The organism is Pseudomonas sp. PKS (genome assembly GCF_051913525.1).
Classification (GTDB): Bacteria; Pseudomonadota; Gammaproteobacteria; order Pseudomonadales; family Pseudomonadaceae; genus Aquipseudomonas; species Aquipseudomonas guariconensis_D.
The window spans coordinates 38,012-60,647 of the sequence record NZ_JBEGDO010000023.1 but is presented as its reverse complement, the minus strand read 5'-3'; the positions used below and the strand labels follow the sequence as shown (position 1 = coordinate 60,647).

Annotated in this window: 23 protein-coding genes; 13 read left to right on the top strand and 10 right to left on the bottom strand. The window is 63.9% G+C overall.

Annotated features, from left to right (window positions below; all coding sequences use genetic code 11):
* Nucleotides 1–125 precede the first annotated feature (125 nt).
* The 3 genes from ABOA88_RS19890 (at nucleotide 126) to ABOA88_RS19880 (ending at nucleotide 3,888) form a co-directional block, all read left to right on the top strand.
* On the top strand, nucleotides 126–803 hold the full coding sequence (locus ABOA88_RS19890; RefSeq protein ID WP_196169605.1) for a response regulator: 678 nt from the start codon (nucleotides 126–128) through the stop codon (nucleotides 801–803).
* Nucleotides 800–2,146 (top strand): ATP-binding protein, encoded by a 1,347-nt coding sequence (locus ABOA88_RS19885; protein WP_196169604.1) that lies wholly within the window; start codon nucleotides 800–802, stop codon nucleotides 2,144–2,146. The genes ABOA88_RS19890 and ABOA88_RS19885 overlap by 4 nt, the downstream gene beginning before the upstream one ends.
* A 419-nt stretch (nucleotides 2,147–2,565) precedes the next feature.
* Nucleotides 2,566–3,888 (top strand): dicarboxylate/amino acid:cation symporter, encoded by a 1,323-nt coding sequence (locus ABOA88_RS19880; RefSeq protein WP_043214554.1) that lies wholly within the window; start codon nucleotides 2,566–2,568, stop codon nucleotides 3,886–3,888.
* A gap of 125 nt (nucleotides 3,889–4,013) precedes the next feature.
* On the opposite strand, the gene ABOA88_RS19875 is transcribed toward ABOA88_RS19880, so the two are convergent.
* Complete coding sequence (locus ABOA88_RS19875; protein ID WP_196169603.1) at nucleotides 4,014–4,508, bottom strand: SprT family zinc-dependent metalloprotease; 495 nt, start codon at nucleotides 4,506–4,508, stop codon at nucleotides 4,014–4,016.
* 128 nt (nucleotides 4,509–4,636) lie between these two features.
* Entirely contained in the window at nucleotides 4,637–5,236 is a 600-nt protein-coding gene (locus tag ABOA88_RS19870) for a Yip1 family protein (RefSeq protein WP_043214549.1), read from the bottom strand.
* A 253-nt stretch (nucleotides 5,237–5,489) separates the two neighbouring features.
* Here ABOA88_RS19870 and ttcA point away from each other — a divergent pair, with 253 nt between their 5' ends.
* Nucleotides 5,490–6,314: a tRNA 2-thiocytidine(32) synthetase TtcA gene (ttcA, locus tag ABOA88_RS19865; RefSeq protein WP_012313118.1), complete on the top strand. Its 825-nt coding sequence runs from the start codon at nucleotides 5,490–5,492 to the stop codon at nucleotides 6,312–6,314.
* Nucleotides 6,315–6,317: 3 nt separating this feature from the next.
* A complete protein-coding gene (locus ABOA88_RS19860; protein WP_196169602.1) occupies nucleotides 6,318–6,989 on the top strand; it encodes a DNA-3-methyladenine glycosylase I in 672 nt (223 codons plus the stop codon).
* Nucleotides 6,990–7,085: 96 nt separating this feature from the next.
* Here ABOA88_RS19860 and ABOA88_RS19855 read toward each other — a convergent pair whose 3' ends face one another.
* Genes ABOA88_RS19855 through arsC form a run of 3 tightly spaced genes read right to left on the bottom strand, consistent with a single transcriptional unit; the run spans nucleotide 7,086 to nucleotide 8,447 of the window.
* Entirely contained in the window at nucleotides 7,086–7,499 is a 414-nt protein-coding gene (locus tag ABOA88_RS19855) for a DUF2069 domain-containing protein (RefSeq protein WP_196169601.1), read from the bottom strand.
* A complete protein-coding gene (gene wrbA / locus ABOA88_RS19850) occupies nucleotides 7,492–8,097 on the bottom strand; it encodes an NAD(P)H:quinone oxidoreductase (RefSeq protein ID WP_196169600.1) in 606 nt (201 codons plus the stop codon). Before wrbA ends, ABOA88_RS19855 begins: the two co-directional genes overlap by 8 nt.
* Nucleotides 8,094–8,447: an arsenate reductase (glutaredoxin) gene (gene arsC, locus ABOA88_RS19845; protein ID WP_196169599.1), complete on the bottom strand. Its 354-nt coding sequence runs from the start codon at nucleotides 8,445–8,447 to the stop codon at nucleotides 8,094–8,096. The genes wrbA and arsC overlap by 4 nt, the downstream gene beginning before the upstream one ends.
* Before the next feature lie 85 nt (nucleotides 8,448–8,532).
* Here arsC and ABOA88_RS19840 point away from each other — a divergent pair, with 85 nt between their 5' ends.
* Complete coding sequence (locus ABOA88_RS19840; protein WP_043215201.1) at nucleotides 8,533–8,997, top strand: TlpA disulfide reductase family protein; 465 nt, start codon at nucleotides 8,533–8,535, stop codon at nucleotides 8,995–8,997.
* Nucleotides 8,998–9,071: 74 nt separating this feature from the next.
* On the opposite strand, the gene ABOA88_RS19835 is transcribed toward ABOA88_RS19840, so the two are convergent.
* From ABOA88_RS19835 to ABOA88_RS19820, 4 genes are all read right to left on the bottom strand, one after another.
* On the bottom strand, nucleotides 9,072–9,476 hold the full coding sequence (locus tag ABOA88_RS19835) for an META domain-containing protein (protein ID WP_196169598.1): 405 nt from the start codon (nucleotides 9,474–9,476) through the stop codon (nucleotides 9,072–9,074).
* On the bottom strand, nucleotides 9,473–9,910 hold the full coding sequence (locus ABOA88_RS19830; RefSeq protein ID WP_196169597.1) for a hypothetical protein: 438 nt from the start codon (nucleotides 9,908–9,910) through the stop codon (nucleotides 9,473–9,475). The genes ABOA88_RS19835 and ABOA88_RS19830 overlap by 4 nt, the downstream gene beginning before the upstream one ends.
* Before the next feature lie 31 nt (nucleotides 9,911–9,941).
* Nucleotides 9,942–10,931 (bottom strand): 2-hydroxyacid dehydrogenase, encoded by a 990-nt coding sequence (locus ABOA88_RS19825; protein ID WP_367851102.1) that lies wholly within the window; start codon nucleotides 10,929–10,931, stop codon nucleotides 9,942–9,944.
* Between the two features lie 144 nt (nucleotides 10,932–11,075).
* Nucleotides 11,076–13,838 carry a response regulator gene (locus ABOA88_RS19820; RefSeq protein ID WP_367851103.1) on the bottom strand — a complete coding sequence of 921 codons (2,763 nt, stop codon included), beginning with the start codon at nucleotides 13,836–13,838 and terminating at the stop codon, nucleotides 11,076–11,078.
* Nucleotides 13,839–14,077: 239 nt separating this feature from the next.
* Between ABOA88_RS19820 and ABOA88_RS19815 the strand changes: the two genes are divergently transcribed.
* From ABOA88_RS19815 to ABOA88_RS19785, 7 genes are all read left to right on the top strand, one after another.
* The gene (locus ABOA88_RS19815) at nucleotides 14,078–14,794 is read left to right on the top strand and encodes a response regulator transcription factor (RefSeq protein WP_367851104.1); all 717 of its coding nucleotides are present in this window, start codon (nucleotides 14,078–14,080) and stop codon (nucleotides 14,792–14,794) included.
* A 2-nt stretch (nucleotides 14,795–14,796) separates the two neighbouring features.
* On the top strand, nucleotides 14,797–16,194 hold the full coding sequence (locus ABOA88_RS19810) for a histidine kinase sensor domain-containing protein (protein WP_367851216.1): 1,398 nt from the start codon (nucleotides 14,797–14,799) through the stop codon (nucleotides 16,192–16,194).
* 94 nt (nucleotides 16,195–16,288) lie between these two features.
* Nucleotides 16,289–17,188, top strand: a complete 900-nt coding sequence (gene cysM, locus ABOA88_RS19805; RefSeq protein WP_196169624.1) for a cysteine synthase CysM — start codon at nucleotides 16,289–16,291, stop codon at nucleotides 17,186–17,188.
* Entirely contained in the window at nucleotides 17,188–18,546 is a 1,359-nt protein-coding gene (rlmD, locus tag ABOA88_RS19800; protein WP_196169593.1) for a 23S rRNA (uracil(1939)-C(5))-methyltransferase RlmD, read from the top strand. The genes cysM and rlmD overlap by 1 nt, the downstream gene beginning before the upstream one ends.
* A 97-nt stretch (nucleotides 18,547–18,643) precedes the next feature.
* Nucleotides 18,644–20,884, top strand: coding sequence for a GTP diphosphokinase (gene relA, locus ABOA88_RS19795; RefSeq protein WP_043215189.1), 2,241 nt, complete (start codon nucleotides 18,644–18,646; stop codon nucleotides 20,882–20,884).
* A 104-nt stretch (nucleotides 20,885–20,988) separates the two neighbouring features.
* Nucleotides 20,989–21,822, top strand: coding sequence for a nucleoside triphosphate pyrophosphohydrolase (gene mazG, locus ABOA88_RS19790; protein WP_196169592.1), 834 nt, complete (start codon nucleotides 20,989–20,991; stop codon nucleotides 21,820–21,822).
* 24 nt (nucleotides 21,823–21,846) lie between these two features.
* Nucleotides 21,847–22,386 carry a DUF2058 domain-containing protein gene (locus ABOA88_RS19785; protein ID WP_043215184.1) on the top strand — a complete coding sequence of 180 codons (540 nt, stop codon included), beginning with the start codon at nucleotides 21,847–21,849 and terminating at the stop codon, nucleotides 22,384–22,386.
* Nucleotides 22,387–22,431: 45 nt separating this feature from the next.
* Here the strand turns inward: ABOA88_RS19785 and ABOA88_RS19780 are convergent, their stop codons facing one another.
* Nucleotides 22,432–22,614, bottom strand: a complete 183-nt coding sequence (locus tag ABOA88_RS19780; RefSeq protein WP_196169591.1) for a hypothetical protein — start codon at nucleotides 22,612–22,614, stop codon at nucleotides 22,432–22,434.
* Nucleotides 22,615–22,636 lie beyond the last annotated feature (22 nt).

The window sequence follows — 22,636 nt, the reverse complement described above, 5'->3', positions numbered from 1 at the left end:
GGGCAACGCTGGTATGCTGCACCGGTCCCTCCGCGGACTAGCCCGCTCCTGTCGGCCAAGCGTCGTGCAGAAGCGGGCTTGGCCTGCGCGGGAGGCGGATACAGGTATGAATCAAGGAGAGTGACATGAAATTGCTGGTGGTCGAGGACGAGGCGCTGCTACGCCACCACCTGTACACGCGCCTGGGCGAGAGCGGGCATGTGGTCGAGGCGGTGGCCAATGCCGAAGAGGCGCTCTACCAGGCCGAGCAATACAACCACGACCTGGCCGTGGTCGACCTGGGGCTGCCGGGCATGAGTGGCCTGGACCTGATCCGCCAGTTGCGCAGCCAGGGCAAGACCTTCCCGATCCTGATCCTCACCGCCCGTGGCAACTGGCAGGACAAGGTCGAAGGCCTGGCCGCCGGGGCCGACGACTATGTGGTCAAGCCGTTTCAGTTCGAAGAGCTGGAGGCGCGCCTGAATGCCTTGCTGCGCCGCTCCAGCGGTTTTACCCAATCGACCATCGCGGCAGGGCCCCTGTTGCTGGACCTCAACCGCAAGCAGGCGACGTTGGACGAGCAACCGCTCGCCCTGACGGCCTATGAATACCGCATCCTCGAATACCTCATGCGCCATCACCAGCAGGTGGTGGCCAAGGATCGTCTGATGGAGCAGCTCTACCCCGATGACGAGGAGCGCGATCCGAATGTCATCGAGGTGCTGGTCGGTCGTCTGCGACGCAAGCTTGAGGGCGACCGTGGCTTCAAACCGATCGACACGGTGCGTGGCCTGGGCTACCTGTTCACCGAGCGCTGCCGATGATCCGCTCCCTGCGTGTCCGCCTGATGCTGGCGGCGGCGCTGTTGGCGTTGTTGTTCATGCTAGCGCTGCTGCCAGCCCTGCAAAAGACCTTCAGCCTGGCGTTGCAGGAGTCGATCGAACAGCGCCTGGCCTCGGACGTGACCACCTTGATTTCCGCCGCGCGGATCGAGCAGGGGCAGTTGCAGATGCCCGAGCAGTTGCCCGACGAGCGCTACAACCTGCCTTACACCGGCCTGCTCGGCTACATCTTCGACCGCCAGGGCACACTGGTGTGGCGGTCGCGCGCCACCAACGGGCAGAACATCAACTACCGCCCCCGATATGACGGGCGCGGCAATGAGTTCGCCCGGATCCACCAAGACGACGGCGAGGAATTCTTCGTCTACGACGTGGAGGTCAAGCTGCTCGGGGGCAAGAGTGCCGCTTTCAGTATCGTGGCGCTGCAGCCGGTGCGTGAGTACCAGCACACCCTCGATGGCCTGCGCGAAAAACTTTACCTGGGCTTCGGCGCCGCCCTGCTGGCGCTGATGGTGCTGTTATGGGCCGGCTTGACCTGGGGGCTGCGTTCGTTGCGCAGGCTGAGCCTGGAGCTGGACGAAGTGGAAGCGGGCGCGCGTGATGGCCTGAGCAGCGAGCACCCGCGTGAACTGCTGCGCCTGACCGGCTCGCTCAACCGCCTGCTGCGTAGCGAACGTGAGCAGCGCCAGCGCTACCGCGATTCGCTCGATGACCTGGCGCACAGCCTCAAGACGCCCCTCGCGGTGCTGCAAGGCGTCGGTGAAAACCTCGGCCAGGGTAACAGCGAACGCGAGCAGGCGCGGGTGCTGCAAAGCCAGATCGAACGCATGAGCCAGCAGATCGACTACCAACTACAGCGCGCCAGCCTGCGCAAGAGCGGTCTGGTCCGTCATCGGGTGCAACTGCGACCGGTGCTCGGCAGCCTGTGCAACACGCTGGACAAGGTCTACCGCGACAAGCGTGTGGCCGTCAGCCTCGACATGCCTCCGGATGCCTGGGTGCCGATGGAGCAAGGGGCGGCGCTGGAGCTGCTGGGCAACCTGCTGGAGAACGCCTATCGCCTGAGCCTCGGCCAGGTGCGTGTGAGCCTGCAGGAGGCGCCTGGACAGTTGGTGCTATGCGTCGAAGACGATGGACCCGGAGTACCGGGCAGTCAGCGTGAGCGCATCCTCAAACGGGGCGAACGGCTCGACCGCCAGCATCCGGGGCAGGGCATCGGCCTAGCGGTGGTCAAGGACATCATCGACAGCTATGACGCCGAGCTGAGCCTGGATGATTCGCCATTGGGGGGCGCGGCGTTCCGGATCGTTTTCCATCTGGAGTGAAACCCATTGGAGGCGCTGCCCGGTCCATCGCAGGCTCCGTTAGCTCACCTCTGGGGCGCGCGGATCCTGGGGGAGCGGGTTTACCCGCGAAGCTAACGCCAAAGGGCGGGCCAGGCGTACGTTTTCCCTCCCTGGGCGGATTCCCGCCAACAGCCTTGTTCCAATCCCGCCAATGGGCGGAAATCCGCCAACCTCAACCTGCGCGACTGCCCCGCCATGGGGCGCCGAAAGCCCCGAAATACGGGGTCTGCACTGATTGCGAGCATTTTGGCATCGGCCTTGCTATCGACCTGGCAGAGGCCTGTCACAAGGCAGCTCGAACACAACGACAAATCCCTCCAAGTGCAGGAGGGTTCGCGCTTTAGGTGCCCCACCGCCCTGGGAAGGGTGGGCTCGGCACACTTGAGGAAAAACTAGCCATGACGACACGTCAGCCGTTGTACAAATCCCTGTATGTCCAGGTGTTGGTCGCCATCACCATCGGTATCCTGCTCGGTCACTACTACCCGGAAACCGGGGTAGCCCTCAAACCCCTGGGCGACGGATTCGTCAAACTGATCAAGATGGTCATCGCCCCGATCATCTTCTGCACCGTCGTCAGCGGCATCGCTGGCATGCAGAGCATGAAGTCGGTCGGCAAGACCGGCGGCTATGCGCTGCTGTACTTCGAGATCGTTTCCACCATCGCCCTGATCATCGGCCTGGTCGTGGTCAACGTGGTCCAGCCCGGTGCTGGCATGCATGTCGATGTCAGCACCCTGAATGCCAGCAGCGTGGCCGCCTACGCCGCTGCGGGCGCGCAGCAGACCACCGTGGGCTTCCTGCTCAACATCATCCCCAACACCGTGGTGGGCGCCTTCGCTAATGGCGACATCCTGCAGGTGCTGATGTTCTCCGTGCTGTTCGGCTTCGCCCTGCACCGCCTGGGCAGCTACGGCAAGCCGGTGTTGGACCTGATCGACCGCTTCGCCCATGTCATGTTCAACATCATCAATATGATCATGAAGCTGGCCCCGGTCGGTGCCTTCGGCGCCATGGCCTTCACCATCGGCCAGTACGGTGTGGGCTCGCTGGTGCAACTGAGCTACCTGATGATCTGCTTCTACGTCACTTGCCTGCTGTTCATCCTGGTGGTGCTGGGCGGTATCTGCCGGTTCCATGGCTTTAGCGTACTCAAGCTGATCCGCTATATCCGTGAAGAACTGATGATCGTGCTCGGCACCTCCTCCTCGGAGTCGGCCCTGCCACGCATGTTGGCCAAGATGGAGCGCCTGGGCGCCAAGAAGTCAGTGGTCGGCCTGGTGATCCCTACCGGCTATTCGTTCAACCTGGACGGCACCTCGATCTACCTGACCATGGCCGCGGTGTTCATCGCCCAGGCCACCGACACCACCATGGACATCACTCACCAGATCACCCTGCTGCTGGTGCTGCTGATCGCCTCCAAGGGGGCCGCAGGCGTCACCGGTTCCGGCTTCATCGTGCTGGCTGCTACCCTGTCCGCTGTGGGTCACCTGCCGGTGGCGGGCCTGGCACTGATCCTGGGTATCGACCGCTTCATGTCCGAGGCGCGTGCGCTGACCAACCTGATCGGCAACGCCGTGGCCACCGTGGTCGTGGCCAAGTGGGTCAACGAGCTGGACACCGACACACTGCAGGCCGAGCTGGCCTCCGGCGGCTCGCCGCTAGTCGATCCTCGTCCGGTCGATGACCTGGGCGTGGCCGAAGGCCCGGCGCGTTGATGGCGTTGTGAAAATAAAGAAGGCGACCCTCGGGTCGCCTTCTTTTTTATTTGAAATGCCTGGCGGCCTGTTCGCGGGTTTAGCGCAAGCCTTGTGGGAGCGGGTTTACCCGCGAATGCTGTTTGTCATTCGACGCGGGTCTCGCCGCTGTACACCAGGATCTCCCGGCACCGCCTGCACAGGTAGCGTCGCCCCTGGTGCACCAGCTTGTGCCGTTGGGCAGTGAACGGGAAGTCACTTTCCGGGCAGGGGCAGCGATAGATATAGCGAGTGGCCACGCGCCGCTGCACTTCATAGTTATGGCAACGGTTCGGTGGCAGTTCGTACACGCCCCGCATGATCAGTTGCCATTCCTCGCCATGGGCCTGGATCTTGTCGCCGAATAACTGATGCGCCACCAAGTGCGCGACTTCGTGGGCGACGGTCTGGCGCAGGAAGTCTTCCTGATTTTCTCGGTACAGCTGCAGGTTGAAGCGCAGCAGGTTTTCGTGCAGATGAGCGACGCCGGCTTTCTGGCCGCGCAGCTTGAAGCTGACTTGCGGACGAGGGAAGGTGCGTTTGAAGAAGGCTTCAGCTTGCTGGTAACAGGTTTCGACGCGTTGTTTGAGCAGCTCGGGCATGGCGGGGTGGTTCTCCTGAGCGGGCAATTATGCCGCAAGCGCCAGGTGCCTGCCGGGCCATCTGTCAGCACACAGCCAGAGGCCGCCTTGCGGCGGCCTCGGGGTGACGCTCCTATGTTGCGTTGGATCTAGTTGGTATAGACAGGCCCCACACCCAGCCCCCAGATGATCACCGTGGAGGCCATGATAGCCACCAGCACCACCAGGCCTACCGCCAGCACGGAGCTGGAGAACAGGAAGCCTTCGTCGGTGGGAATGTTCATGAAGGTCGGCAGGCCGACATAGAGCAGGTAGACCGTGTAGCAAATGGCCGCCGTGCCCACCAGCATGCCTAGCCAGAGGTGCGGGTAGAGCGCCGCCAGGCCGCCGATGAACAGCGGGGTGGCGGTATAGGTGGCAAACGCCACGCATTGCGCCATGGATGGGGTGGCATCGTAGGTGCGGGCCATCCAGTGGATGAAGGCCCCCATGACCGCGACCCCGGCGAGCATCGCCAGGTAGGACATGATGCTCATCCATAGTGCGCTTTCCATCGTCAGCATCACCGCCGGTCGATCACCGATGACCCAGCCGACCTGGGTGGTGCCGATGAACGCCGACACAGCCGGGATCGCGGCCAGTATCAGCGTGTGGGTCAGGTACATGTGGCTGATGCTTTCGTCCTCGCCACGAATCTCCTTCCACTCCTGGTCAGGGTGGGTAAACAGCCCCAGAACGTGATGGATCATGCCGGTCACTCCTATCGTCGTTGTCAAACGCCCCCCAAGTGGAGCGCTTGCGGCCCGAGGCCTGGACACCGATGCAAGCGGTCGTGTGGCCTTATCTCGCAGTATAGGAAGCCGTTACCTACATAAACCTGGGTTTTTAGAGCAAATTGCGCTGTCAGACGCGCGCTTGATTCTTTATCGGAATGGCCTACGCCCCCGCTCGGTTTGTGCGTAAAATAGCCCGCTTTTGTCACACCTCGCGGATCCAAGCGCTATGGGCACCCTCTCGGTCAACCAGAACAAACTGCAAAAACGCCTGCGTCGCCTCGCTGGCGAAGCCATCACCGACTACAACATGATCGAAGATGGCGACAAGGTCATGGTCTGCCTGTCCGGCGGCAAGGACAGTTACACCATGCTCGACGTTCTGTTGCACCTGCAGAAGGTGGCGCCGATCAAGTTCGAGATCGTCGCTGTGAACATGGACCAGAAGCAGCCAGGCTTCCCAGAGCACGTGCTGCCGGCCTATCTCAAGGAGCTGGGCGTCGAGTACCACATCGTCGAGAAGGACACCTACTCGGTGGTCAAGGAGCTGGTCCCGGAAGGCAAGACCACCTGCTCGCTGTGCTCGCGCCTGCGCCGTGGCACGCTGTACACCTTCGCTGACGAGATCGGTGCAACCAAGATGGCCCTTGGTCATCATCGCGACGACATCGTCGAGACCTTCTTCCTCAACATGTTCTTCAACGGCTCGCTCAAGGGCATGCCGCCGAAGCTGCGCGCCGACGACGGTCGCAATGTGGTGATCCGCCCGTTGGCCTACTGCAGCGAGAAGGATATCCAGGCCTACTCGGACATGAAGGAATTCCCGATCATCCCTTGCAACCTGTGCGGCTCCCAGGAAAACCTGCAGCGCCAGGTGGTCAAGGACATGCTGGTGGAATGGGAACGCAAGCATCCGGGCCGCACCGAGAGCATCTTCCGCGCCCTGCAGAACGTCGCGCCATCGCAGCTGGCCGATCGCAACCTGTTCGATTTCACCAGCCTCAAGATCGACGAAAGCGCCACACCGCGGTTTCTCGATGTGCTGAACATCTGACCCATGCGCGACTACCAGTGGCTGCATGAGTACTGCCTGAACCGCTTCGGCTCGGCACAGGCCTTGGAGGCCTTCCTGCCGCAGCCGCGCACGCCAGCGCAATTGCGTGACATCAGCGATGACCGCTACCTGTCGACGCTGGCCCTGCGGGTGTTCCGTGCAGGGCTCAAGCACAGCCTGGTGGACGCCAAGTGGCCGGCTTTCGAGCAGGTGTTCTTCGGCTTCGACCCGGAAAAGGTCGTGCTGATGGGCGCCGAGCACCTTGAGCGGTTGATGCAGGACGAGCGGATCATCCGCCACCTGGGCAAGCTCAAGAGCGTGCCACGCAATGCGCAGATGATTCTCGATGTGGCGAAGGAGAAGGGCAGCTTCGGCGCGTTCATCGCCGATTGGCCGGTGACCGACATCGTCGGACTATGGAAGTACCTGGCCAAGCATGGCAACCAGTTGGGTGGTTTGTCGGCGCCGCGCTTCCTGCGCATGGTCGGGAAGGACACGTTCATTCCCACCGATGACATGAGCGCAGCCCTCATCGCCCAAGGCGTGATCGACAAGCAGCCGACCAGCCAGCGCGATTTGGCACTGGTGCAGCAGGCGTTCAACCAGTGGCATGAGCAGAGCGGGCGACCGCTGTGCCAGCTGTCGGTGATGCTGGCACATACTGTCAATCACTGAGATCTGCGTCGCCTGCTTCGTGGGTAAACCCGCTTCCACGGGGGCGGTGCCGTACGTGTGGGAGCGGGGTTACCCGCGAAAAGGCCACCGCCGCTTCTACTCCCCTTCACCGGCCACGCGCCGCTCATGCTGGAACTTCCAGCGCACATACAGCAGGGCACTGACGAACAGCCCCAGGCTCACCAGCACCTCTACCCAGCCGAACACCGCCCGTGCCGGGTCAAACGCCGCCAGCACTCCCTTGATGAAATAGATATTCACCACGAAGCACGTCCAGGCATGGGCCCGGGCGCTGCCCATCAGCATGCCCGGCAGCAGCAGCAGCAGGGGGATCAGCTCGATGGCCAGGATCACTTCGACCCGCGCCCCATGCAGGTCCGCGAACCACAGGTTGTTGACCGCCAGCAGGGCGATCAGGCCGAAAAAGCAAGCCAGACTCAGCGCCCGGGTGATGCGCACCCGTGGCATGAGCCACTCCAGCGCTGGCAATACCTTGGGCTTTCTAGCCACGCTCGCCCCCCAAAGCCTTGGCGGTGCTCGCCAGGCGTTGGCCCAGGGCGCGGCACAGGGTGATTTCGTGCGGGTCGAGCTCGCGCTTGCCATCAGCTCCGGCGTGGTGACTGGCGCCATAGGGCGTGCCGCCACCACGGGTCTCGAGCAGCGCCGATTCACTGTACGGCAGGCCCAGCACCAGCATGCCGTGGTGCATCAGCGGCAGCATCATCGACAGCAGCGTGGTCTCCTGGCCGCCATGCAGGCTGGCGGTCGAGGTGAACACTGCCGCTGGCTTGCCGACCAGTTCGCCACCCAGCCACAAGCTGCTGGTGCCGTCGAGGAAGTACTTGAGCGGCGCGGCCATGTTGCCGAATCGGGTCGGGCTGCCCAGCGCCAGGCCCGCGCAATGGCGCAGGTCGTCGAGGGTGGCGTAGAGCGCGCCGCTGGCAGGGATGTCCGGGGCCACGGCTTCGCATTCGGTGGAGATCGCCGGCACAGTGCGCAGGCGCGCCTCCAGGCCGGCCATCTCGACGCCACGGGCGATATGCCGGGCCATCTCGCTGGTCGAGCCGTGGCGGCTGTAATACAGCACTAGAACGTAGGGATCGCTCACGGCAGGATCTCCAGCACTTTCTCCGGCGGACGGCCGATCACCGCCTTGTCACCGGCGATCAGGATCGGACGCTCGATCAGCTTGGGGTGCTGGACCATGGCGTCGATCAGTTGCGCGTCGCTCAGGGCGGGGTTGGCCAGATCCAGGGCCTTGTATTCTTCTTCACCGGTGCGCAGCAGCTGGCGCGGGGCGATGCCCAGCTTGCCGAGCAGAGTCTTCAGGGTGGCGGCATCCGGCGGGGTGTCCAGGTAGCGTACGATGGTCGGGGCCAGGCCGCGCGCTTCGAGCAGTTCCAGGGCGCCGCGGGATTTCGAACAGCGCGGGTTATGATAGAGGGTCAGATCAGTCATGACGGGTCGCATCCAGCTGGGTGTGGCGGCTATTCTAACCGCAGCGACTGTGTCGTTTGCTTGAAACTTCTAGAAGGATTGACTCATGGCAAGGCGTTTGGCAGCAGTATTGGCCATCACCGCGAGCCTGTTGCTCGGTGGTTGCGGTGCGGACTACGGCGTGGACCAGCACGGCAACACGGTAAAGGCCGAGCAGATCGACGGGCACTGGCTGGTGCTCAACTACTGGGCCGAGTGGTGCGGTCCGTGCCGTACGGAAATCCCCGAGCTCAACGCTGCGGCCAAGCAGTGGGAGGCCCAGGGCATCAAGGTGGTCGGGGTGAACTTCGACGGATTGCAGGGCCAGGATCTCAAGCAGGCCGCCGAAACCCTTGGCATCGCCTTCACCGTCCTTGCCCAGGACCCGGCCGAGCGCTACGAACTGCCGCGCAGCGAGGCGCTGCCGGTGACCTACATCATCGATGACAAAGGCAAGGTGCGTGAGCAACTGATGGGGGAGCAGACCCTCGAAGGGCTGCAAGCGAAGATCAAGGCCCTCAAGGGCGCTTAAGCGCTTCGAGCTTCAAGCGGCAAGAAAGAGCGGACCGTGTTGGGCAGGCTTTTTCTTGCAGCTTGCAGCTGCTCCTAACCTTCCTCAGGCCAGAAGCGCAGTGGCTTGCCCTCGGCCGGCCAGAAGCGGATCTGCTCGATGGACGAAACGTCCCAGCGCTGCACGGTCTCCAGCGCCTGAAGGAAGCGTTTTTCCTGATCCATCAAGGCAGGGGCGCACAGCTTGCGGGTCTTGCCGATCTTGCCGAAGCTGATGCGGTCGCCCTGCAGGGTGTAGGGCGCGAACCAGTGGTTGCAGCCAGCATTGCCATAGGCACGGCCGTCCTCGCCAAGGATCAGGGTCAGGTGGCTGTAGTCAATCAGCGGGCGTTCGCCGATCCACTCCAGCACATAGCTTTGCTCCGGTTGCAACTTCGAAGGCTCCGATGCGCAGCCGAACAGGCCGACGGCAATCAGTGCACCGGTCAACAGATGCTTCACTGCGCGCTCCCCTGGCAGGCCGGGCACAGGTGCTGGTCGCCACGGCTGGCCCAACCCAGCTCGGCGATGCGGGCGCTGGCCGCAGGCTGGCGGGCCTTGTTGCCGAGCTTGCCGTCGACGGCGAACTCGAAGTCCAGCTCAGCCTGGCAGCTGTTGCACTTGACCTTCCAGTTGAGGATCTCCAGCTCATTGAAGACCGGACCACTGGCGACGGCGACCCATTGGCCGCGCGGGTTGATCAGGTGGCGCACGCTCTCCACGGTCAGGCGCATGGACAGGTCCTTGCTGCCTTTGAGGGTCACCAGCAGGACATCGTCCTTTTGGATCGAGCCACCGTTGCCAGTCACCTGATAGCGGCCTGGCACCAGGGCGCGGCATTCGATCAGGGTGTGTTGCGGGTTGAAAAGGGTGTAGCGGAAATCGTGTTCGACCATGGGTCCTCCAAAATTGCCGCGTATCCTAGCATCAACCGTTCACCAGATTCTGCGGATCGCCCGCCGTCCAGCGGATGATGTTGTCCAGGGTGGTCGAGGCGATGGCCGCCAGCGCTTCATGGGTGAGAAACGCCTGGTGTGCGGTGACGATCACGTTGGGGAAGGTCAGCAGCCGGGCGAGCACGTCGTCCTGCAGCGGCAGGTCGGAGCGGTCCTCGAAGAACAGCTGCGCCTCTTCTTCATAGACATCCAGCCCCAGGTAGCCGAGCTGGCCACGCTTGAGCGCGTCGATCAGGGCCGGCGTGTCGACCAGCGCACCGCGCCCGGTGTTGATGAGCATGGCGCCGGGTTGCAAGGTGGCCAGGCTCTGGGCGTTGATCAGATGACGGGTGTGCTCGGTCAGCGGGCAGTGCAGGCTGATGATGCGCGCCTGGCTCAGCAGTTCGGGTAACTCCACATAGCGGGCGCCCAGGGCAAGCAGTTCGGGGTTGGGGTAGGGGTCGTAGGCCAGCAACTGGCAGCCGAAACCGGCCATGATGTGGGCGAAGGCCGCGCCGATCTGGCCGGTGCCGACCACGCCGACCGTCTTGCCGTGCAGGTCGAAGCCGGTCAGGCCATGCAGGGTGAAGTCGCCTTCGCGGGTGCGGTTGTAGGCCCGGTGCAGGCGTCGGTTGAGCGCCAGGATCAAGGCCACGGCATGCTCGGCCACGGCATGGGGTGAATAGGCCGGTACCCGCACCACCGCCAGCCCCAGGCGCCGGGCGGCGGCCAGATCGACGTGGTTGTAGCCTGCCGAGCGCAAGGCGATCAGGCGGGTACCGCCGGCCGCCAGGCGTTCGAGCACCGTGGCATCGAGTTCATCGTTGATGAACGCGCAGACCACCTCGAAGCCCTGGGCCAGGGCGACGGTGTCCTGGGTCAGCCGCGCCGACTGGTAGTGCAGCTCCAGGCCACTGTCGCGGGCGGCCTGGGTGAAGCTTTCCTGGTCGTAGTGCTGGCTGCTGAACAACAGGACACGCATGGTGTGAACCTCCAGGTTTCGTCTTCGCGGCAGTGTAGACAGCCTGCGAAGAGGGGCGTTGATCTTGCTCAGTGGGCGTCACGGTTCGGAAAAGTGCAACACCCCCGATTTTGGGGGCCGTCATGCGGCCCAAGGGCTCTGAATTCAGGCGCTCAGCCGCGCCTGAGCCGCGAGCCGCACGATGGCCCGGTCCAGCTCGTCCAGGGCTTGCGCCGCCTGGGGGCTGTCCTGCTTGAGCAAGGTCTCGCTGCGCTGGCAAGCCGCGCGCAGTTGCGGCACGCCACAGTAGCGTGAGGCGCCGTTGAGGCGATGGACCCGTTCGATCATCGCTGTACGATCACCCAGCTCACGAGCGGCGCGGATCGATTCACGGTCGGTCTCAAGAGAGGCCAGCAGCATGGCCAGCATGTCCGCGGCCAGGTCCGGCTTGCCAGCGGCCAGGCGCAGGCCTTCCTCGGGGTCGAGCACCTTCAGCTCGCTACTGTCGATGGCCCGTTCGCTGCCGCGCTCCGGCATGGACGGCACCAGGCTCATACCGGTCCATTTCATCACCACTTGGGACAGCTGGCGCTCGCTGATCGGCTTGGTCAGGTAATCGTCCATGCCGCTGTGCAGCAAGGCCCGTTTCTCGTTGGCCATGGCATGTGCGGTAAGGGCGACGATGGGCAGCGGGCTACCGCTCTGGCTGGCTTCCCAACGGCGGATCTGCTCGGTGCAGGCGCGCCCGTCCATGCCTGGCATCTGCACATCCATCAGCACCAGGTCGAAGGGCTCGTCCTGCACCGCCTTGACCGCCGCATGGCCGTTGTCCAGCGCCAACACCTCGGCGCCCAGGCCTTCGAGCAGGGTCTGCACCAACAATAGATTGGCCGGGTTGTCGTCCACGCAGAGAATCCTCGGCGCCCGGGTATTGCCGCTGGCGCGCGCGTCGCTGGTCGCCCGGCGCGGTTGCACCAGTTCGAGCAGCAGGCGGCGCAGCTTGCGTGTGCAAGTCGGTTTGGACAGTAACTGGCCATGGGGATTGGGCAGGTAGGGGTGATAGAGCGCCTGCTCGGTGGTCGGGCAAAGCACCACGCACAGGCAGCCCAGGCGTTCCAGGTGCTGGTGATAATGGCCAAGCTGCTCCGGCGAGAGCGTGCCCAGGTTGGCCCCCAGCACCGCGAACTCGAAAGGTTGGCCTGCCTGGCTCGCCGCCTGCACGCCTTGCAGCAACTGGTCGAAGGAGGCGAACAGGCTGACGCTCAGGCCGCAATCTTCCAACTGGTGCTCCAGGGCTTGGCGCGCCAGTTCGTGACCATCGACGATGGCGGCGCGGCGCCCGAGCAGCGGTTGCAGTGGTTGCTCCTGCGCATCGTCATGAGCGCGCGGCAGGCTGAGGCTGATCCAGAACTGCGAACCTTCGCCGGGGGTGCTGTCCACGCCGATCTCGCCACCCATCTGCTCGATCAGGCGCTTGGAGATCACCAAGCCCAGGCCGGTACCGCCGGGCTGGCGTGACAGCGAGTTGTCGGCCTGGCTGAAGGCCTGGAACAAGGTGCGCACATCCTGGGGCGAGAGGCCGATGCCAGTGTCCTGCACGCTGATGCGCAGTTGCACGCTGTCTTCCTGTTCATCCTCGATCATGGCGCGCACGACGATGGTGCCTTCGCGGGTGAACTTGATGGCGTTGCTCACCAGGTTGGTGAGGATCTGCTTGAGCCGCAGCGGGTCACCGATCAGCGACAGCGGGGTGTCGCGGTAGACCAGGCTAAGCAGCTCCAGCTGCTTGGCGTGGGCCGCGGGGGCGAGGATGGTCAGCGTGTCCTGGATCAGGTCGCGCAGGTTGAACGGAATGCTGTCGAGCACCAGCTTGCCGGCCTCGATCTTGGAGAAGTCGAGGATCTCGTTGATGATCCCCAGCAGGTTGTCGGCGGACTTCTCGATGGTATTGAGGTAGTCGAGCTGGCGCGGAGTCATCTCGCTGCGCTGCAAAAGGTGGGTGAAGCCGAGGATGCCGTTGAGCGGCGTGCGGATCTCATGGCTCATGTTGGCCAGGAACTCGGACTTGATGCGGCTGGCCTCCAGCGCTTCCTTGCGCGCCATGTCCAGTTCGATGTTCTGGATCTCGATGGTCTCAAGGTTCTGGCGCACGTCTTCGGTGGCCTGGTCGATGCTGTGCTGCAGCTCCTCATGGGCATTTTGCAGGGTCTCGGCCATGCGGTTGATGCCCGCCGCCAGTTCATCCAGCTCATGGCTGCCCATCGCCGGCAGGCGCTGTTCCAGGTTGCCTTCCTTGAGCTGGGTGACGGCGTGCTTGATGCGACTGAGCGGATCGTTGATCGTCCGGCTCATGCGCAGGGCGAGCAGCACGGTGAGCGACAGGCAGCCGAAGATCAACAACAGGCTGGTGAACAGGTTGCGATAGCCGCGCAGCAAGGTGCCGTCGTGGGACAGTTCGATTTCGACCCAGCCGAGCAGGCGCTCGGCTTCGGCGGGGACCGCCTGGGTGGCCAGGTCACGATGATGGCCGAAGACGGGCATCAGGTAGCGGGTGGCGTCGTTGCCGGAGCGTTGCAGCAATTGGGTGCCGGTGCCCCCGGTCGGCGCCTGGTTGAGCATGCTCGGGCCGGCATGGGCCAGGCGCGAGCGGTCCGGGGCCAGGAATGCCACGGCGCGCACATCGGCCTGCTCCAGGGCCTGGGCGGCGATGCGCTCGAGCAGTTCCTGGGCCTGGTCCGGGTTGGCCAGGGAGGGCGCTGCCAAGGGCGCAAGCTGCTCGGCGAGCATCTTGCCGCGCTGGAGCAACTGAGTGCGCAGCTCGTTTTGCTGCAGCCAAGTGAAATAGCTTCCCAGCACCAGGGCCATCAGGCTGGCTGGCAGCAGGGCCAACAGCAGGACCCGGCTTCTGATTCCCAAACGATCGAGCACATTTGTCTCCTGTCATGTGCTTGCCTGCCGTCAGCATAGAGACGGCCCCAGGCGGAACGTTACTCTCCGGGGCCGTCTGATGCACTTCTTTGTATCTCTTTTATAGGGTTGAGGGCCTTGTTGGCCTGAATCATCAGTGGCGCCCGGGTTGGTCGCAGGCCATCGTCGATCGCGACCCGGTTGCCTTGGCCGGATGCATGGCCAATAATCGTGCAATTGAGAATTAATGTCAGAAGCCAATGAATCCCGAAGCTATTCACCCGTCTACCATTCTGGCCATCGAGGACGACCCGGTGCTGGGTGCCTACCTGCACGACGAGTTGCAGCGCGACGGCTTCCTAGTGACCTGGTGCCGTAATGGCCTCGAGGGCCTGGAGGCCGCCAGCCGGCAGGCCTTCGATGTGGTGTTGATGGATATCCTGTTGCCCGGCCTCAATGGTCTGGACGCCTTGGCCCGGCTGCGCATGCACAGCGCTACTCCGGTGATCCTGATGTCCGCGCTGGGCGCCGAGTCCGATCGCATCAGCGGTTTCAAGCGCGGCGCCGATGACTACCTGCCCAAGCCCTTCAGCATGGCCGAGTTGCGGGTACGCATCGAAGCGATCCTGCGACGGGTGGCGCTGGAGCGTCGGCATCAGGCGCCACGGGAGATGATCAGCGGGCAGCTGCGTTTCGATGAAGCGGCATGCGATGTCTGGCTCGACGGCCGTTCGGCAGGGCTCACACCCAGCGAGTACCGCCTGCTCGAGACGCTGCATCGCAGCCAGGACGAAGTGCTCAGCAAGCCCTTCCTTTACCAACAGGTCCTGCAGCGCGGCTATTCCCGCCATGATCGCAGCCTCGACATGCATGTCAGCCAGATGCGCCGCAAGCTCAAGGCGCTCGGCTATCACGAGCGGCAGATCCGCACTGTCTGGGGCAAGGGCTATACCTTGTGCGCCGGCGAGGCCGAGTGACAGTGCTCGATCGGCATTCGTTGTTCTGGAAGCTGGCCATTCTGCTGGTGGGCTTCTGCCTGTTGATGATCGGCCTGAGCTACACCTGGGGCCGGCACATGGAGACCCGCAACGCCTTCCTCGACGCAGCGGCCCAGGCACAGTTACTCGGTTACGCCGCCGAAGCCGAGCAGGCCTGGCGCCAAGGGGGCAGGGCAGGGGTGGACCACTGGCTGGCCGGCATGCACCAGCGCGAGTCTGGCTGGGTGAATGTGCTCGATGCCGAACTGCGCCCCTTGGGCAGCGCCACGCTGTCCACCGATGAAATCCAGAAACTGACACGTCTGCGCGGGGTCGACTGGCCCATGAGCCGGCGCAGCATCACCCAGCCTTGGCTGCGCCTGCCGTTTCCCGAGGCGCCGGAGCAGGGCATGGTGGTGATCGAGTTGCCGCAGCGGCTGAACCCCGGGCGGTACCTGCTGTTCTGGCAGATCCTGACCAACGGCGTCATTCCCGGCCTGTTCACCTTGTTGCTGTGTGTCGGCCTGTACCGGATGTTGATCGTGCCGCTGAATCAGTTGCGCGAGCAGGCCAACGCCTGGCGTGCCGACCAGCTGTCGGCCCGTCTGGATTCGCGTACCGTCGGGCGACATGACGAGTTGGGCGAGCTGGCCAGGGCGTTCGACCAGATGGCAGAGCGTCTGCAGGAGAGTGTGGCCATGCAACAGCAGATGCTGCGCGACCTCTCCCATGAGATGCGCACGCCCTTGAGCCGCTTGCGCGTAGCCTGCGACGGCGAGACCGATCACCGGTGCCTGCGCGAGCGTGTGGCGCGGGAAGTCGACTGCATGCAGCAATTGGTCGAAAACGCCCTGCAACTGGCCTGGCAGGACGCCGAGCGCGCGCCGATGAACCTCGAGCCGATCCAGCTCCAGGCCCTGTGGGACATGCTCGCTGAGGACGCCTGCTACGAAAGCGGCTGGCCGCTTGAGCGCCTGCGCTGTGAATTGCCCGCCCAGTGCTGGGTGCAAGGCAACCTCAACCACCTGGCCCAGGCGCTGGAGAACATGCTGCGCAATGCGATCCGCCATTCGCCCGAACACGGGCTGGTGTGCTTGGGCGGCTACCGCGAAGGCAGCTATTGGCGGCTGTGGCTGGAAGATCAGGGGGGAGGCGTGGACGAGGCGGATCTGGATCGGATCTTCGCGCCGTTCTCCCGCCTCGATGGTTCCCGCCCCGGCGATGGAGGCTTCGGCCTGGGGCTGAGCATTGCCCGCAGTGCGATTCAGCGCCAGGGCGGCACCTTGTGGGCCGAAAACGGCAAGCAAGGGCTGCGCCTGTGCATGCGTCTGCCAGGACATGTGGCGTCGGATCGGGAGGCCGGGCCGCGCCATCAGGTGTGGACCGGCAGGAGCTTATAGCTTGTAGCTATAGCGACTACAGATTGCGTGATATGGCGAGCAAAGGTTTGCCGGTATGATAGTCGCCCCTGCCGTCCGGATTGCGAACAACGCCATGACCTTGCAGTACCCAACCATCGCCGATTGCGTCGGCAATACGCCTCTGGTTCGCCTGCAGCGTATCGCCGGCGAGACCACCAACACCCTCCTGCTCAAGCTCGAAGGCAACAATCCTGCGGGTTCGGTCAAGGACCGCCCAGCGCTGTCGATGATCACCCGCGCCGAGTTGCGTGGCCAGATCAAACCGGGCGACACGCTCATCGAAGCCACGTCCGGCAACACCGGCATCGCCCTGGCCATGGCGGCAGCGATCAAGGGCTACAAGATGATCCTGATCATGCCGGACAACTCGACCGCCGAGCGCAAGGCGGCGATGACCGCCTACGGTGCCGAACTGATCCTGGTCACCAAGGAAGAGGGTATGGAAGGGGCGCGGGACCTGGCCGAGAAGCTGCAGGCCGAAGGTCGTGGCCTGGTGCTCGACCAGTTCGCCAACGGCGACAACCCGATTGCCCATTATTCCAGCACCGGCCCTGAGATCTGGCAGCAGACGCACGGCACCATCACCCATTTCATCAGCTCCATGGGCACCACCGGGACCATCATGGGCTGCTCCCAATACCTCAAGGAGCAGAACCCGGCGGTGCAGATCGTTGGCCTGCAACCGATGGAAGGCTCGGCCATCCCTGGCATTCGCCGCTGGCCCGAGGAGTACCTGCCGAAGATCTTCGATGCCACCCGGGTCGACCGCGTGGTCGATATGTCCCAGGAGGAAGCCGAGCAGACCACCCGTCGTCTTGCCCGTGAAGAGGGGATTTTCTGCGGCGTTTCTTCCGGTGGCGCGGTCGCGGCCATGTTGCGCCTGTCCCGTGAGGTCGAGAACGCGGTCATGGTGGCGATCATCTGCGACCGTGGTGACCGCTATCTGTCCACTGGCCTGTTCGACGCAACCTGATGTCCAGAAAGAAAAGCAACAGCGGCCTGCGCTTCCAGCCGGCCGGCGGCAATCGTGCGCCCCAGGTGCCAGTCGGCAAGAAACAACGCCTGCAAATCGAGCGCCTGGCCGGTGACGGTCGTGGCATCGCCTTCGTCGAGGGACGCACCTGGTTCGTCAGCGGTGCCTTGGCCGGAGAGTCCGTCGAGGCCCGCGTGCTCGGCGCCCGTGGCAAGGTGGTCGATGCACGCTTGGAGCGGGTGCTGCAGGCCAGCCCCGAACGGCGCGCGGCGCCGTGCCAGTATTATGAGCGTTGCGGTGGCTGCAACCTGCAGCATTTGCCTCACGACGGTCAATTGACACTCAAGCAGCGGCTGCTCGCCGAGCAACTGCAGCGGGTGGCCGGCGTACAGCCTGAGCAATGGGCCGCGCCACTGGTCGGCCCTGAGTTCGGCTATCGGCGCCGGGCCCGGATCGCCGTGCGCTGGGACCCAAAGGCGCGTCAGCTGGACGTGGGCTTTCGGGCCGAGGCCAGCCAGGACATCGTTGCCATCGACGAATGCCTGGTGCTGGTACAGCCCTTGCAAGCTATTTTCCGCGATCTGCCGACCGTGCTGCGCAGCCTGAGCAAACCCCAGGCGTTGGGGCACGTCGAGCTGTTCAGCGGCACCGCGCAAGCGGTCCTGGTGCGGCATGTGGCGCCGTTGCCGGCGGAGGATCTGGCGCGTCTGGAGGCGTTCTGCAAGCAGGCTGACGCCCAGCTGTGGTTGCAGGGCGACGGCGAACCGGCGCCGGTCGAGGCCGGCCAGACGCTTGGTTTTGCGCTCGAGCCCTGGGGGTTGGAGCTGGCCTGGCGACCGGGGGATTTCGTCCAGGTCAATGCCCAGGTCAACACGTTGATGATCGAGCAGGCGCTGGCGTGGCTGGCGCCTCAATCCGAGGAGCGGGTGCTGGATCTGTTCTGCGGCCTGGGCAATTTTGCCCTGCCGCTGGCCCGGCAGGCCAGGGAAGTGGTGGCCGTGGAAGGTGTACAGGCCATGGTCGAACGGGCCGAGGCCAATGCCCGCAGCAACAATTTGCATAATGCACGGTTTTTTCAGGCCGATTTATCGCAGCCTTTGGCGGGCGCCGGATGGGCCGCCGAGGGCTTTTCTGCGGTACTCTTGGATCCACCGCGCGACGGTGCTTTCGAGGTGGTGCAAGGCATCGCGCGCCTCAAGGCCAAGCGGCTGGTCTATGTGTCCTGCAACCCGGCCACGCTGGCGCGAGACGCCCAGGTTCTGGTCGGGCAGGGGTACCGGTTAACAAGGGCCGGGATCCTCGACATGTTTCCTCAGACGGCACATGTCGAGGCCATGGCGTTATTCGAAGCGGGCTAGCCAGGCTGGCCCCTTGGTGCGGCGTCCAGGGACTGGGCGGCGTACGGTGATTGCCAGCGCACCCGCGTGGTGCGCTGTATGGAAAGGTAAAAGAAAGATGGTACAGGTGAGAGTGCACCAGCCGGTCAATACCGACGGTAGTATCAATCTCGAAGCATGGCTGGATCATGTGGTGAGCGTCGACTCGGCGCTGGACCGCAAGGCGCTCAAGGAGGCCTGCGATTTCGCCCAGGAGGTCGAGAAGAAGGGCAACCCGGCCAAGCATTCCTGGGCCGACGGTACGTCCAGCTTCCAGGCGGGCCTGGAGATCGCCGAAATCCTCGCCGACCTCAAGCTCGACCAGGATTCCCTGGTGGCTGCGGTGATCTATCGCTCTGTGCGCGAGGGCAAGGTGACCCTGGCCGAGGTCGGCCAGCGCTTTGGCCCGGTGGTGTCCAAGTTGATCGACGGCGTGCTGCGCATGGCCGCCATCAGCGCCAGCCTCAGCCCGCGCCAGTCGCTGGTGCTCGGTTCCCAGGCACAGGTCGAGAACCTGCGCAAGATGCTGGTGGCCATGGTCGACGACGTGCGCGTTGCCCTGATCAAGCTGGCCGAACGTACCTGCGCCATTCGAGCGGTCAAGGCCGCCGATGACGAAAAGCGCCTGCGCGTGGCGCGCGAGGTGTTCGACATCTATGCCCCGCTCGCCCATCGCCTGGGCATCGGCCACATCAAATGGGAGCTGGAGGACTTGTCCTTCCGCTACCTCGAGCCCGACCAGTACAAGCAGATCGCCAAGCTGCTGCATGAGCGCCGGCTCGACCGCGAGCGCTTCATCAGCGACGTGATGAACCAACTGCAGAACGAGCTGCTGGCCACGGGCGTCAAGGCCGACATCAGCGGCCGGGCGAAACACATCTATTCCATCTGGCGCAAGATGCAGCGCAAGGGCCTGGAGTTCAGCCAGATCTACGACGTGCGTGCCGTGCGTGTGCTGGTCCCGGAGATCCGCGACTGCTACACCGCGCTGGGCATCGTCCACACCCTCTGGCGGCACATTCCCAAGGAGTTCGACGACTACATCGCCAACCCCAAGGAGAACGGCTACCGCTCTCTGCACACTGCGGTGATCGGCCCGGAGGGCAAGGTGCTGGAAGTGCAGATCCGCACCCATTCCATGCACGAGGAGGCTGAACTCGGTGTCTGCGCCCACTGGCGCTACAAGGGCACCGACGTCAAGTCCAGCTCCAACCACTACGAAGAGAAGATCTCCTGGCTGCGCCAGGTGCTCGAGTGGCACGAGGAGTTGGGCGATATCGGCGGCCTGGCCGAGCAACTGCGGGTCGACATCGAGCCGGACCGGGTCTATGTATTCACCCCCGATGGTCATGCCATCGACCTGCCCAAGGGCGCCACGCCGCTGGACTTTGCCTACCGCGTGCACACCGAGATCGGCCACAACTGCCGGGGTGCCAAGATCAACGGGCGTATCGTCCCGCTCAACTACAGCCTGCAGACCGGCGAGCAGGTGGAGATCATCACCAGCAAGCACGGCAGCCCGAGCCGTGACTGGCTGAACTCCAACCTCGGTTACGTCACCACGTCCCGGGCGCGGGCCAAGATCGTTCACTGGTTCAAGCTGCAGGCGCGCGACCAGAACGTCGCTGCCGGCAAGACCCTGCTCGAGCGTGAGCTCAGCCGCCTGGGCCTGCCCCAGGTGGACTTTGAGCGCCTAGCCGAAAAAGCCAACGTCAAGACCGCCGAGGACATGTTCGCTGCCCTGGGCGCAGGTGACCTGCGTCTGGCGCATATGGTCAACGCGGCCCAGCAGTTGCTCGAACCGGAGCGCAGCGAGCAGATCGAACTGATCCCGCGCAAGGCCAGCGGTACCCGTTCCGGCAAACGTGGCGATATCCAGATCCAGGGCGTCGGCAACCTGCTCACCCAGATGGCCGGCTGCTGCCAGCCGCTGCCGGGCGACGCCATCGTCGGCTATATCACCCAGGGCCGCGGGGTGAGCATTCACCGCCAGGACTGCGCCTCGGTGCTGCAATTGGCCGGCAAGGAGCCGGAGCGGATGATCCAGGTCAGCTGGGGGCCGATCCCGGTGCAGACGTATCCGGTCGACATCATCATTCGCGCCTACGACCGCCCGGGGTTGCTGCGCGACGTGTCGCAGGTACTGCTCAACGAGAAGATCAACGTGCTGGCGGTCAACACCCGCTCGAACAAGGAAGACAATACCGCGCTGATGTCCTTGACCATCGAGATCCCAGGCCTGGACGCCCTCGGGCGTTTGCTGGGCAGGATCTCGCAGTTGCCGAACATCATCGAGACGCGGCGTAACCGTACCCCTTGAGACCGAGGTGCTTTTTTCGCGGGTGAACCCGCTCCCACAGGGCTCTCACCCTGCTTGTGGGCGCGGGTTCACCCGCGAGAAGCCGCCGCCGAAGGACCTGCCAAATGACCTACACCCTCGACGACCTGCTGCACCTGATGGCGCGTCTGCGCGACCCGCAATACGGCTGCCCGTGGGACCTGAAGCAGGACTATGCGAGCATCGTCCCGCATACCCTTGAAGAGGCCTACGAGGTCGCCGACACCATCGAGCGTGGTGATTTCGAGCACTTGCAGGGCGAGTTGGGCGACCTGTTGTTCCAGGTGGTCTACTACAGCCAGCTGGCCCGTGAGGAGGCGCGTTTCGAGTTCGCAGGCGTGGTCGACGCCATTACCCGCAAGCTGATTCGCCGCCACCCCCATGTGTTTCCTACCGGCGACCTGTATGCCCCGCTGGACACACCGCGCCTGGACGAGGCGCAGGTCAAGTCGCGCTGGGAAGAGATCAAGGCCCAGGAGCGTGCCGAAAAGAGCGAGCCCGAGCAGTTGTCGTTGCTCGACGACGTGCCGGCGGCCCTGCCGGCCTTGTCCCGCGCGGCTAAGCTGCAAAAACGCGCGGCCACGGTCGGTTTCGACTGGCCAGATGCCCTGCCGGTGCTGGACAAGGTCCGTGAGGAACTGGACGAAGTGCTGCAGGCCATGGCCGATGGCGACGCTGATGCACTGGAAGATGAAATCGGCGATTTGCTGTTCGCCACGGTCAACCTGGCCCGCCACCTCAAGCAAGACCCGGAAAACGCCCTGCGCCGCGCCAACCGCAAGTTCGAGCGGCGTTTTCGTTTCATCGAACAGGCATTGCGCGACAATGGCCGACCGATCGAAGATTGTACCCTCGATGAACTGGACGCCCTGTGGGGCGAAGCCAAGCGTCAGGAAAAGAACCTGCCCAGCTGCGGCTGAGCTGTTGCATAAGTGAGTGAATACATGAGCCTTTCCCTTCGCGACCAATTGCTCAAGGCCGGTCTGGTCAACCAGAAACAGGTCAAGCAGGTCAACAAAGCTGAGAAGAAACAAAAGCGCCTGGAGCATAAAGGCCAGGCCGAGGTCGACGACACCCAGCAGCGCCTGGCCAAGGAAGCCATGGCCGAAAAGGCCAAGAAAGACCAGGAGCTGAACCGCCAGCTTCAGGAAAAGGCCGAGCAGAAGGCCCGTGCCGCGCAGATCAAGCAACTGATCGAGGCGACCCGCCTGCCCAAGCTCAATACCGAGGACTACTACAACTTCGTCGACGACAAGAAGGTCAAGCGCATCGCCGTCAACGCCCTGATGCGCAGCAAGCTGAGCAACGGCGCCCTGGCCATCGTGTCTTTCGGCGGCGGTTACGAAGTGATCCCGCGCGAAGCGGCGGTGAAGATCCAGGAGCGTGACCCCAATCGCATCCTGCTGCTCAACACCCATGTCGAAGAAGCGGACGAGGACGATCCGTACGCCGCCTACAAGATCCCTGATGATCTGATGTGGTAAAAGACGAAAACCCCGCTCAGGCGGGGTTTTTCGTGGGCAGTGCGGTCATTGCGAACTGTGCTGGTTCTCCAGGCATTCCAGCTCGCAGCGGTACTGTTGGGCTTCGTGTTCGGAGTGGAACATCCCCACCAGTTCGCCCTGCTGATGCACATCCCAGATCCGCAGGCCGTGGGCCTGGCTTTCGTGGGACATTTTCGATTCGTCGCGTTCGGTTACTTGGACAGTCATCGTTAAACTCCACTTTCGGTTG